This is a genomic window from Pseudomonas sp. 2FE (assembly GCF_005503735.1).
In the GTDB taxonomy this organism is placed as follows: Bacteria; Pseudomonadota; Gammaproteobacteria; order Pseudomonadales; family Pseudomonadaceae; genus Aquipseudomonas.
This window is the reverse complement of record NZ_SCMO01000001.1, coordinates 420,098-432,064: the sequence shown is the minus strand read 5'-3', so window position 1 is coordinate 432,064 and position 11,967 is coordinate 420,098. Positions and strand designations below refer to the sequence as shown.

Below are 11,967 nucleotides of genomic sequence, written 5' to 3'. Positions count from 1 at the left end.
TCGATGGCAACGGTTAATGCCATCTTCGTTCGGCCTCGGGCAGGATCGCTGCACGAGACGGCTGGCTAAGAATATGACCGAGCGGTACCGATTTTTTCTTTCTATTTTCGGGCTTGAAAGCCAATATTGCGCATGATCATTCCAACATAAACAAAATATCGGACTCATTCATGCAGGCTCCACTAAACCCCATCGATCGCAAGATTCTGCGCCTGCTGCAACACAACGCCGACCTCTCGGCGGCGGCGGTAGCGGAAAAGGTCGAACTCTCGCAATCGCCCTGCTGGCGGCGCATCCAGCGCATGCAGGAGGAAGGCCTGATCGAGCGCAAGGTTGCCCTGCTCAACCCGCAACGCCTGGGCTTCTCCATCACCGTATTCGTCAACATCAAGCTCTCCGCCCACGGGCGCAACAACCTCAAGGAGTTCGAGGAGGCCATAGTCGGCTACCCGGAAGTGCTGGAGTGCTACACCATGGCCGGCGGTTCGGATTACCTGCTGAAGGTGGTGGCGCGGGATATCGGCAGCTACGAGCGCTTCCTGCGCGACCAGTTGCTGCAACGCCCGCATGTGCTGGAGGCGCACTCGAACATCGCCATGAGCGAGGTCAAGCGCACCACGGAGTTGCCGCTGGATCTGGTTTAGCTGGATCTGATTTAACCGTCCGTTGCAAAACTACTGCGCCCAACGCCTTTAGCCCGGCGCAAAAATTCAGATACCCAAGTGATGTAGGCTGGGTAGAGCCGTTTTTCGGCGAAACCCAGCAAAGGGCCTAGCTGGGTTTCGCTGCACTCTACCCAGCCTACGGTTTTGCGTTTTCCCACAACAGCTAGCTCAGATGCCCATGCCATCGAAGGCCAGGCTGACACTCGCCGGCAGGGCATCGGGATGATCCAGCAGCCAGGCGTCGAAACTGTGGCCGATGTGGGTCAGCAGCGCCTCGCCCGGCTGCAACTGCTCGATCACCTGCAGGGCGCGGGGCAGATCGTTATGGCTGCGCGGCGCCTGTGGCTGCGGCGCGCTGGAACAATCCAGCACCAGCACATCCAGCGGTTTACCGGCGAGGAAGGCGGTGGTCTCCAGCGGCACGCCGACCGTGTCGGTCAGGTAAGCGATGCGCCGGCCCTGCCCCTCCAACCCCGCTTCTTCTAATCCTGTCTCTTCTAATCCTGTCTCTTCTAATAGAAAGCCAAAGGTCGGCTTGGAGTGGGTCAGCGGCAGGGCCGTGACCGTCAACTCGCCGAGTTGGCGGCGCTCGAAGGCGGCGAACGGCTGGGAAAAATCGAGAATACCCGGATGCTTGTAGAGATCGGCAAAGCCTTCCGGGTCGGCCGGGCCATGCACCGGAATCACTAGCCCTTGGCCCCAGCGCAGTTGCAGCAGGCCCTGGGCGTGGTCGGCGTGGTAGTGGGTTTGCAGGATGCCGCTCAGCGAGTGCGGTGGAAAGCGCTCGGTCAGATCGCTCAAACCACTGTCGATCAACCAACGCTGCCCCCCACATTCGACCAACGCACAACAGGGCCCGCGGCGGTGCTGCGGGTAAACCCTGGCGCGGTCGCACACCACGCAGCTGCAACCGTAGACCGGCACTTGGCGAGCATCGCCGGTGCCGAGCAGGGTCAGGCGCATGCGCGACTCTCGCCGATCAGGTCGAGCAGGTTTGCCACGGTTTGCTCGAAGTGGTCGGAGTTGTCGAGGGTATGCAGCTGGGCGCTGTTGCCCTCGCCTTCTGGGTTCGCACTGGCTTGCAATTGCGCGTTACGGGCCAGCCTGGCCTCGATCTCTTTGACAGACTCGCGCCCCCGTGCCAGCAAGCGCTGACGCAATACCTCGCTATCGACTGTCAGCAAGATGGCGAGCAAATTCGGGTAGCGCTGGCGTGCCTGCGGCAGATAGGCCCGCGAGCCATTGACCAGCACGTCATGCCCGGCCGCCAGCCAGTCGTCGATCTGCTTGGGGATGCCATACGCCAGGCCATTGGCGCGCCAGCTCATGGCAAACGCACCTTCGGCCTCCAGCCGGTCGAACTGCTCCGGCGTGACCGGCTGGGCGTCCTCGCCAACCGCCTCGGCCGAGCGGGTGATCACCCGCCGGACGATCCGGCAGCCACCCGCTTCCAGCGTCGCGCGGGCGGCTTGTAGCAGGCTGTCCTTGCCTGACCCCGAAGGGCCGATCAAATAAATCAGCTTGCCCATGTTCAGAACACTCTCTTGCCTTGGCGCCAGACCTGTTGGATCACCGCCTGCCCCGCCTGCCCCTTGGCCTGCAGCAAATCCGCCCGCAAACCCGGGCGAATCTCGCCACGATCCACCAGCCCGGCCGCCTGGGCCGGCGCGCGGCTGACGGTGCCGATAGCCTTGGGTAAATCATACCCGTTGTCCTGCCCGGTCAGCAGTAAAGCCGCCGGCAACAGGCTCGTTGCGTCAGCGCCCGGGCGATAGCCATGCGCTGCGTCGTCCGGTCAGCCAGGCCGACGCGCGCCAAGGCCTCCACAGGGCGCGCTGCCTTTCTTCAGTCCTGAACCTACCGGAGATGCCGCACTTCAACATGCAAGCGGCCTTGCGCCTGCACTTCGCGGCCCAGCACCCGGATGCTGCCGCCCGCGCGGCGATCACAGCAGGCCAGCCCCGCCAGGTGCCGCAACAAGGTGGACTTGCCGGAGCCGGAAGCACCGATCAGCGCGACCATCTCGCCCGGCTGCACGGACAACGCCAAGTCATACAGCGCCTGCTTGCGGCCGAACGTCTTGTTCAGGCTCTCAACACGGATCACTGCGTTCATGGGTTTGCCCTCTCATTAACGGCTGCTGGGCGACTACCGGCCGCCATCTGGTATAGACCATGACAGGCGAACCCTGTGTCAGCCCCGTTAATTGGGCGTGACGCTTAAGTGACAATCAGTTTAAGTTTTTATGCGGCAGCTGCTCTGGGACAGTCGTTTTGCCCAGTAACGCGCATTTCTGACAACTGGCGCAGGCAAAAAGCCAGCACTCCGGCCAAAATACGCCATAGAATTGGTGTTAATTAACAGCTGCAGTGATCGCAAGGTCATTGAGACGCAAACCGCGATTCTGGTTGAACGGCTAGTGCTAATGATGGTCAAACCGGTGACAATCATGCGGCTCATTGCCAGCATCGTTTCCCTGAACTAACCGGTTTAAATGTATGCGCCCCATGAAACAGGCTATTTACTCCAGCCGTACGGCTGACAAATTCGTCGTCCGCTTGCCCGATGGCATGCGCGAACGCATTGCCGATGTCGCACGCAACCACCATCGCAGCATGAATTCCGAGATCATTGCGCGCCTTGAGCAGAGCATGCTTCAGGAAGGGGCGCTGGATGACGACCTCAGCATGCGTTTGGACAGACCCGAACTGTCACTGCATGAGCGCGAACTGCTGCAACACTTCCGCCAACTGTCACGACGCCAGCAGAATGCTCTGGTTGCCCTGATCGCCCCTGATGCAGAACTAAGCGCCGAAGGGGCTTAAACAGCACTCGAGACAACCCTTGCCCATAAAAAAACCGCCCATCGGCGGTTTTTTTATGGGCGACGACTTAGAGCAAGAACAGTGTCGCCAGCCCGAGGAAGATGAAGAAACCACCGCTATCGGTCACCGCGGTAATCATTACACTGGAACCCAAAGCCGGATCGCGCCCTATGCGTACCAACGTCATCGGGATCAATACGCCCATCAACGCCGCCAGCAACAGATTGAGCGTCATCGCCCCGGTCATGACCAGGCCCAGTGACCAACTGCCGTAAAGCAGGTAAGCGACAATCCCGATCACCCCGCCCCATACCACCCCATTGAACAGCGACACCGCCAGTTCCTTGCGCATCAACCGCGAGGTATTGCCGGTACTCACCTGATCCAGCGCCATCGCCCGCACTATCATGGTGATCGTCTGGTTCCCGGAGTTACCGCCGATACCCGCAACTATGGGCATCAGCGCGGCCAATGCCACCAGCTTCTCGATCGAGCCCTCGAACAGGCCAATCACGCGCGAGGCGATAAAGGCGGTGATCAGGTTGATCGCCAGCCAAGCCCAACGGTTACGCAGTGACTTCCACACCGAGGCGAAGATATCTTCTTCTTCGCGCAGACCGGCCATGTTCAGCACTTCGGCTTCACTTTCTTCACGGATCAAGTCGACCATTTCGTCGATGGTCAGACGGCCGATCAGCTTGCCGTTCTTGTCCACCACCGGGGCGGAAATCAAGTCATAGCGTTCGAAAGCCTGGGCGGCATCGTAGGCATCCTCATCCGGGTGGAAGCTCACCGGATCGTCGGCCATTACCTCGGCTACCTGCTTATCCGGGTCGTTGACCAACAGGCGCTTGATCGGCAACACGCCCTTCAGCACACCGTCATAATCGACCACGAACAGCTTATCGGTATGCCCCGGCAACTCTTTCAGGCGGCGCAGGTAGCGCAACACCACCTCCAGGCTGACATCCTCGCGGATGGTGACCATCTCGAAGTCCATCAGGGCACCGACCTGATCCTCTTCATAGGACAATGCCGAACGCACGCGCTCACGCTGCTGCGCGTCGAGCGTCTCCATCAGTTCGTGAACTACGTCGCGAGGCAGCTCAGGCGCCAGGTCAGCCAACTCGTCGGCGTCCATTTCCCTGGCGGCCGCGAGTATCTCGTGATCGTCCATGTCGGCGATCAGCGTTTCCCGCACCGAATCCGAGACTTCGAGGAGGATGTCGCCATCGCGCTCGGCCTTGACCAACTGCCAGACGGTCAGACGGTCGGCCAGCGGCAAGGCTTCGAGGATATGGGCAACGTCGGCAGAGTGCAGATCATCGAGCTTGCGCTGCAGCTCGGCGAGATTCTGTCGGTGAACCAGGTTCTCTACGAGATCCCGGTGCTGGCCTTCCTGACGATGGGTCAGGTCTTCGACCAGTTTGTGGCGATGCAGCAGTTCGACTACCTGAGCCAGGCGGTCCTGCAGGCTTTCTTGCGGTTTTTTTGCTTCTACTTCAGTCATAGCGCACTCCACCCCCAGCGGCAGGGCACGCCAAAAGGGATCAATCCGTCAGTTCATGATTGGACAATCGAGATTCTGAATTACTACTGGGTAAGTCCATGGTGGTATTCCATAAGCCCCGGCGGGGCTGACGGGAGAAATGATAACACTGCTCAATGGCTTTGCACGTTACAAAATCTAGGCAAGAACAAGCGCTTGCATCACAAAGTTCAGTCTTGCCTGAATCCTCGAACTCCGACGCAGAGCACTTTCAACAGGACACTACTGGCGAGAGAAAAAGCACGCGCTAAGCTTGCTCGGCGACCGTCAAGGAGGACGTCCCCATGCATAGACTGCTACGCGCAGCCTTCTGCGCCACTTTGCTTTGCCCTTCCCCGCTACTGCTGGCCTCGACTGTGTTCCGCTGCGAAGACGCCAAGGGGAATGTCACCTTCACCCTGCAGGGCTGCCCAATAGCGCACAGGCAGCAACTGCAAAACGCCGACAACCCAACCCCCGGCAGCGACAAACCCGTGCCCCTGGCGAAAACTGCCAAGGGCAAGCGCTCAAGTAAAACCAGTAAAACAGCAAAGGCCAGCGAACTGGTGGTGGTCGGCGAGCAACAGGATGGCTGTGGCAACCGCGTCACAGGCAGCGCTCGCCGCGCCGCGATGATTCAGAAGGAAGTACGCGCCGGCATGACTCGCGCGGATGTAGAGAGCACCCTGGGCAAACCGGACAAGATCAGCAGCCAGAACGGCCAACTGCGTTACCAATACCGCAACAATGAAGGCCGCAGCCGCCAGGTCAGCTTCGACGAGAATGGCTGCGTCCGCGGCAAACGCTAGACAAAGAAAAAGGGCCTGCATTGCTGCAGGCCCTTTCGGTATGGTGCACTCAGGAGGATTCGAACCTCCGACCGCTCGGTTCGTAGCCGAGTACTCTATCCAGCTGAGCTATGAGTGCATTTTTACAACACCCGGAGACTGCCTAAGCGCGTCTCTGGTTAAAACAAAAGGCTTACATTACTGCAAACCATTCTTTGAATATGGTGCACTCAGGAGGATTCGAACCTCCGACCGCTCGGTTCGTAGCCGAGTACTCTATCCAGCTGAGCTATGAGTGCACGAGTGACGCAAATTATAAAGCTTCGAATCTGACGGTCAACTAATTTTTCCAGTAATTTCAACAGCTTACCAAAAAACCAACTGCATCAACTTCGTTATAAATAATGGCGGAGAAGGGGGGATTCGAACCCCCGACACCCTTTTGAGATGTACTCCCTTAGCAGGGGAGCGCCTTCGGCCACTCGGCCACCTCTCCGCAACACGGGGCGCATGATATCCATCTTTGCCCCGTTTGCAAAGCCAAAAATTGATAAAAATTAGTGGCTTGGTTCTTGGTCCTTCTCTTTCTGGATGCGCTGGTAGATTTCCTCACGGTGCACAGCAACTTCCTTGGGCGCGTTAACGCCAATGCGCACCTGATTACCTTTCACACCCAACACGGTGACAGTGACATCGTCACCCACCATCAGGGTCTCTCCGACCCGGCGAGTCAGAATCAGCATTCCCTTTCTCCTCACGGATTACAGTTCAGGACAACAAACAGTCTGCAAAATTAAAATGGTGGCAGTCCCCGTCAATCTCAAGCACCGGAGACCTTCACCCAAGTATTGACTAGTGTGGGCAGAAAGAAAGTTCCGCCACCTCCGCCAAAATGGCGAAAGGCGCGGGATCAACCGCGCCTTTCGGGCAACGCCTCATTCGCCCTGTCGGGCCGGAGCGTCCAATTCGAAAGCGGTGTGCAACGCACGCACGGCCAACTCCAGGTATTTCTCTTCGATTACCACCGACACCTTGATTTCCGAGGTCGAGATCATTTGGATATTGATGCTCTCCTTGGCCAAGGCTTCGAACATACGACTGGCCACGCCCGCGTGGGAACGCATGCCGACGCCGACGATGGAGACCTTGGCAATCTTCAGATCGCCGCTGACTTCCCGCGCATTGATCTCACGAGCGGTCTGCTCAAGTACCTGCTGGGCGTTCTGGTAGTCATTGCGGTGAACGGTGAAGGTGAAGTCAGTGGTGTTATCGTGCGCGACATTCTGCACGATCATGTCCACTTCTATATTCGCGGCACTGATCGGGCCGAGGATCTTGAAGGCCACGCCAGGAATATCCGGCACGCCACGGATGGTCAGCTTGGCTTCGTCGCGGTTGAAGGCGATGCCGGAGATGATCGGCTGTTCCATGGATTCCTCTTCATCAATAGTAATGAGGGTGCCCGGCCCCTCTTGGAAGCTGTGCAGCACGCGCAGCGGGACGTTGTACTTGCCGGCGAACTCCACCGAGCGGATTTGCAGCACCTTGGAGCCGAGGCTGGCCATTTCCAGCATTTCCTCGAAGGTGATCTTGTCCAGACGCTGAGCCTGCGGCACGACGCGCGGATCCGTGGTGTAGACACCATCCACATCGGTATAGATCTGGCACTCATCGGCCTTCAGTGCGGCAGCCAGGGCCACGCCCGTGGTGTCGGAACCACCACGCCCGAGCGTCGTGATATTGCCGTGCTCATCCACGCCCTGGAAACCCGCGACTACCACTACACGGCCGGCCTTGAGGTCGGCACGAATCTTCTGGTCATCGATCTGCAGGATACGCGCCTTGTTGTGCGCGCTGTCCGTCAGGATCCGTACCTGGTTGCCAGTGTAGGACACCGCCGGCACGCCACGCTTGATCAGCGCCATGGTCAGCAGGGCGATGGTCACCTGCTCACCGGTGGAGACCATCACGTCCAGCTCACGCGGTACCGGCTGGTCGCTGATCTGCTTGGCCAGGTCGATCAGGCGGTTGGTCTCGCCACTCATGGCGGATAACACAATCACCAAGTCATCGCCCGCTTCGCGGAATTTTTTGACCTTCTCGGCTACCTGCTCGATACGCTCGACGGTGCCGACGGAGGTGCCCCCAAACTTCTGTACGATCAAAGCCATTTCAAAGCCGCCTCAGCCCGTGAAGGGCGCCCATTAAACATTCAACTCAACCCATCGCCAAGGCCCGCCGGGCGTCGGGCGGGCAACTTGAGCCAAGCGTTAAAGACCTTGTTCGACGAAAGGCACGGTCAGCGCCAGCGCAACATCCAGTGCAGCGGTATCGACACCACCACCCTGCGCCATATCCGGACGACCACCGCCTTTACCACCGACCGCCGCGGCCGCCTGCTTCATCAGCTCACCAGCCTTCAATTGCGCGGTCAGATCCTGAGTGACGCCCGCGACCAGTACGACCTTGTCATCCAGCACACCGCCGAGCAGGATCACCGCCCGACCGAGTTTGTTCTTCAGTTGATCGACCAGTGCCAGCAGCGCCTTACCGTCTAGACCATCCAGACGCGCAGCCAGGACTTTCACGCCCTTGACCTCGACCGCCGAACCGGACAGGTCATCACCCGCGGCGCTGGCGGCCTTGGCTTTAAAGCGCTCAAGCTCTTTTTTAAGATCACGACTTTCAGCAATCAGACCTTCAACAATTTTGTGCAAGGTTGCTTGGTCACGATTTTTAGAACCAACAATCCTGGCCAAAGTATCGCGGGACTCTTCAAGTTCACTCACATAACGAAGCGCTTCCGCGCCGGTGACCGCTTCGATACGCCGCACGCCGGCGGCCACACCATTTTCGCTGATGATCTTGAACAGACCGATATCGCCGGTACGGGAGACGTGGGTGCCGCCGCACAGTTCGACTGAGAAGTCGCCCATGCTCAGTACGCGCACGCTGTCACCGTACTTCTCACCGAACAAGGCCATGGCACCCTTGGACTTGGCAGTTTCGATGTCAGTTTCTTCGGTCTCGACCGCGGAGTTCTTGCGAATCTCGGCGTTGACTATGTCTTCCAGGATTTTTAGTTGCACGGGTTTGATCGCCTCGAAGTGACTGAAGTCAAAGCGAAGCCCCATGCTATGAACGAGCGAGCCTTTCTGCTGCACGTGCTCGCCGAGCACCTGGCGCAGCGCGGCATGCAGCAGGTGGGTGGCGGAGTGGTTGAGCGCGGTGGCCTGGCGTACTGAGGCGTCGACCTGGGCCGTTACAGCCGCACCGAGGCGCAAGGTGCCTCTATCGATGATGCCGTGATGCAGGAAGGCGCCACCGGCCTTGGTGGTGTCGCTCACATCGAAACGCACGCCATTGCCCGCCAGGAAGCCGCAGTCACCGATCTGGCCACCGGACTCGGCGTAGAACGGCGTATGATCGAGCACCACCACACCCTCCTCGCCTTCGCCGAGCTGCTCGACTACCTGGCCGTCCTTGAACAAGGCCACGACCTTAGCCTCACCGGCAATACAGACGTAGCCGGTAAAGTGAGTTTGCGCGTCCACCTTGACCAGGCTGTTGTAATCCATGCCGAACGAGCTGGCCGAGCGGGCACGCACGCGCTGGCCTTCCATTGCACGCTCGAAGCCGGCCTCGTCGATGCTCAGGCCGCGCTCGCGGGCGATATCGCCAGTCAGATCGACCGGGAAGCCGTAGGTGTCGTACAGCTTGAACAGGGTCTCGCCGGGGATCATCTTGCCCTTCAGGCCGACCAGATCCAGCTCGAGAATCTTCAGGCCCTGCTCCAGGGTCTTGGCGAACTGCTCTTCCTCGGTCTTCAGCACGCGCTCGATGTGCGCCTGCTGCTGCTTCAGCTCCGGGAAAGCCTCGCCCATCTCGGCCACCAGCGCGGCGACTATCTGATAGAAGAAGCTGCCCTTGGCGCCCAGTTTGTTGCCGTGGCGGCAGGCGCGACGAATGATGCGGCGCAGCACGTAGCCACGACCTTCGTTGGATGGCGTCACGCCGTCGGCGATCAGGAAGCCGCAGGAGCGAATGTGATCGGCCACTACCTTCAACGACGGCTGCTCGTCGTTGCTGCAGCCGATGGCCTTGGCGCCAGCGACCAGCAGGTTCTGGAACAGGTCGATCTGGTAGTTCGAGTGCACGTGCTGCAGCACGGCGCTGATCCGCTCCAGGCCCATGCCGGTGTCGACCGACGGCGCCGGTAGCGGGTGCAGCACGCCATCGGCGGTGCGGTTGAACTGCATGAAGACGTTGTTCCAGATCTCGATATAACGATCACCGTCTTCTTCCGGCGAGCCCGGTGGGCCGCCCCAGATGTCGGCGCCGTGATCGTAGAAAATCTCGGTGCAGGGGCCGCAGGGGCCGGTATCGCCCATGGCCCAGAAGTTGTCGGAGGCGTACGGCGCGCCTTTGTTGTCGCCGATCCGCACCATGCGCTCGGCCGGCACGCCGACTTCCTGGGTCCAGATGTCGTACGCCTCGTCATCGCTGGCGTAGACGGTGACCCACAGCTTGTCCTTCGGCAGGTTCAGCCACTTGTCCGAGGTCAGGAACTGCCAAGCGTAGTTGATCGCATCGCGCTTGAAGTAGTCACCGAAGCTGAAGTTACCCAGCATTTCGAAGAAGGTGTGGTGGCGCGCGGTGTAACCGACGTTTTCCAGGTCGTTATGCTTGCCGCCGGCGCGGACGCACTTCTGGCTGCTGACGGCGCGGGTATAAGCGCGCTTTTCCTGGCCCAGGAAGCAGTCCTTGAACTGGTTCATCCCCGCGTTGGTGAACAGCAGGGTCGGGTCGTTGCCCGGGATCAGAGAGCTGGAGGCGACACGGGTGTGGCCCTGCTCTTCGAAGAAGCGGAGGAAGGCTTCACGGATTTCTGCGCTTTTCATAGGTTCTTCCACGGAAAATGCGGCCACGAATCGCCGACAAAGGGCCGCATTATATCGGCCTCGCGGCTTCGGGCTAGTGTCTTTGTACGATAGTTAACGACTATTGGAACTAGATTTGCAGTCAGTGCAGACGAAAGGCGGCAAATGCCTCGATCACCTTACGGATATCGGCGCTCGACACATCCAGGTGCGTGACCAGGCGCAAGCGCTCTGCGGCGGTCACCTTGACCCCGCGCTCGGCCAAAAAAACCTTGAGTGCGGGCGCCAGCGGGCCCAGCTGCACATAGACCATGTTGGTCTGCACCGGCTCGACCCTATAGCCCAGCTCACACAGCCCTTCGGCCAGCAAGGCGGCGTTGGCGTGATCCTCGGCCAGGCGTTCGACCTGATGCTGCAACGCGTACAGCCCCGCCGCCGCTAGAATCCCGGCTTGCCGCATGCCGCCACCGACCATTTTGCGCAACCGCCGGGCCTTGCCGATCAGTTCCGCGCTGCCGCATAGCACCGAACCGACTGGCGCGCCGAGCCCCTTGGAGAGGCAGACCGAGACCGAATCGAAGTGCTGAGTGATCTCCCGCGCCTCCACCCCCAGCTTGACCGCCGCGTTGTACAGGCGCGCACCGTCCAGATGCAGCGCCAAGCCATGCTCGCGCGTGAGCTGGCGGGCGGCGGCCAGGTAGGTCAACGGCAGCACCTTGCTCTGCATGGTGTTTTCCAGCGCCAACAAGCGGGTGCGGGCGAAATGGAAGTCGTCCGGTTTGATCGCCGCCGCCACCCGGGCCAGATCGAGCGTGCCGTCGGCCTCGACTGCCAGCGGCTGCGGCTGGATCGAGCCGAGCACCGCCGCTCCGCCGCCCTCATATTTATAGGTATGCGCTTCCTGCCCGACTATGTACTCGTCACCGCGTTCACAGTGCGCCATCAGCCCGAGCAGGTTGCTCATGGTGCCAGTGGGCACGAACAGGCCTTCAGCGAAGCCTAGGCAGCTGGCTAAGTGCCGCTCCAGACGCTTGACCGTCGGATCCTCGCCATACACATCGTCGCCGACCTCCGCGCGCAACATGGCCTCACGCATACCGGCGGTGGGCTGGGTGACGGTGTCGCTGCGCAGATCGATAACAGACATGGGTCAGGCTCCTGAAAGGGCGGAAAGCCCGATGCTAAAGCGCCCCAAGAGGACAAACAAGATACAGATGACGCTGCACAGTGACGGCTACACGTTTACCTATCGCAAGATCCGTAGGCTGGGTAGAGCCGTTT

General features: G+C 60.0%; 10 protein-coding genes, 3 tRNA genes and 2 pseudogenes. 3 read left to right on the top strand and 12 right to left on the bottom strand.

Translation table 11 applies throughout. The features are described 5' to 3' along the window. The first annotated feature begins 170 nt into the window (after window positions 1-170). Entirely contained in the window at window positions 171-644 is a 474-nt protein-coding gene (locus FFS12_RS02140) for an Lrp/AsnC family transcriptional regulator (protein WP_137885317.1), read from the top strand. Between the two features lie 189 nt (window positions 645-833). Here the strand turns inward: FFS12_RS02140 and phnP are convergent, their stop codons facing one another. The 4 genes and pseudogenes from phnP to FFS12_RS02120 all read right to left on the bottom strand — a co-directional run. Further along, a complete protein-coding gene (gene phnP, locus FFS12_RS02135; protein ID WP_137885316.1) occupies window positions 834-1,628 on the bottom strand; it encodes a phosphonate metabolism protein PhnP in 795 nt (264 codons plus the stop codon). Beyond that, window positions 1,619-2,194 carry a phosphonate metabolism protein/1,5-bisphosphokinase (PRPP-forming) PhnN gene (gene phnN, locus FFS12_RS02130; RefSeq protein ID WP_137885315.1) on the bottom strand — a complete coding sequence of 192 codons (576 nt, stop codon included), beginning with the start codon at window positions 2,192-2,194 and terminating at the stop codon, window positions 1,619-1,621. The genes phnP and phnN overlap by 10 nt, the downstream gene beginning before the upstream one ends. Window positions 2,195-2,196: 2 nt before the next feature. Beyond that, a pseudogene (locus FFS12_RS02125) lies at window positions 2,197-2,415 on the bottom strand (alpha-D-ribose 1-methylphosphonate 5-triphosphate diphosphatase); the annotation flags it as partial. Window positions 2,416-2,525: 110 nt separating this feature from the next. Beyond that, window positions 2,526-2,780, bottom strand: a pseudogene (locus tag FFS12_RS02120) (ATP-binding cassette domain-containing protein); the annotation flags it as partial. A gap of 383 nt (window positions 2,781-3,163) precedes the next feature. Between FFS12_RS02120 and FFS12_RS02115 the strand changes: the two are divergent. After that, on the top strand, window positions 3,164-3,490 hold the full coding sequence (locus FFS12_RS02115) for an Arc family DNA-binding protein (RefSeq protein ID WP_137885314.1): 327 nt from the start codon (window positions 3,164-3,166) through the stop codon (window positions 3,488-3,490). Window positions 3,491-3,557: 67 nt separating this feature from the next. Here FFS12_RS02115 and mgtE read toward each other — a convergent pair whose 3' ends face one another. Continuing rightward, entirely contained in the window at window positions 3,558-5,000 is a 1,443-nt protein-coding gene (gene mgtE / locus FFS12_RS02110; protein WP_137885313.1) for a magnesium transporter, read from the bottom strand. A gap of 323 nt (window positions 5,001-5,323) precedes the next feature. On the opposite strand from mgtE, the gene FFS12_RS02105 reads away from it, so the two are divergent. Further along, window positions 5,324-5,827 (top strand): DUF4124 domain-containing protein, encoded by a 504-nt coding sequence (locus FFS12_RS02105; RefSeq protein ID WP_137885312.1) that lies wholly within the window; start codon window positions 5,324-5,326, stop codon window positions 5,825-5,827. A 41-nt stretch (window positions 5,828-5,868) separates the two neighbouring features. Here FFS12_RS02105 and FFS12_RS02100 read toward each other — a convergent pair. From FFS12_RS02100 to ltaE, 7 genes are all read right to left on the bottom strand, one after another. Continuing rightward, window positions 5,869-5,945: transfer RNA gene (locus FFS12_RS02100), tRNA-Arg, on the bottom strand. Window positions 5,946-6,028: 83 nt separating this feature from the next. After that, window positions 6,029-6,105 (bottom strand) — tRNA-Arg (locus FFS12_RS02095). A 106-nt stretch (window positions 6,106-6,211) separates the two neighbouring features. After that, window positions 6,212-6,302 (bottom strand) — tRNA-Ser (locus tag FFS12_RS02090). Between the two features lie 61 nt (window positions 6,303-6,363). Further along, window positions 6,364-6,549 carry a carbon storage regulator CsrA gene (gene csrA, locus FFS12_RS02085; protein WP_003283978.1) on the bottom strand — a complete coding sequence of 62 codons (186 nt, stop codon included), beginning with the start codon at window positions 6,547-6,549 and terminating at the stop codon, window positions 6,364-6,366. Window positions 6,550-6,741: 192 nt separating this feature from the next. Next, window positions 6,742-7,977 (bottom strand): aspartate kinase, encoded by a 1,236-nt coding sequence (locus FFS12_RS02080; RefSeq protein WP_137817397.1) that lies wholly within the window; start codon window positions 7,975-7,977, stop codon window positions 6,742-6,744. Window positions 7,978-8,076: 99 nt separating this feature from the next. Then, complete coding sequence (gene alaS / locus FFS12_RS02075) at window positions 8,077-10,707, bottom strand: alanine--tRNA ligase (protein ID WP_137885311.1); 2,631 nt, start codon at window positions 10,705-10,707, stop codon at window positions 8,077-8,079. Window positions 10,708-10,828: 121 nt separating this feature from the next. Further along, on the bottom strand, window positions 10,829-11,833 hold the full coding sequence (gene ltaE / locus FFS12_RS02070; RefSeq protein ID WP_137885310.1) for a low-specificity L-threonine aldolase: 1,005 nt from the start codon (window positions 11,831-11,833) through the stop codon (window positions 10,829-10,831). Between the last annotated feature and the right edge of the window lie 134 nt (window positions 11,834-11,967).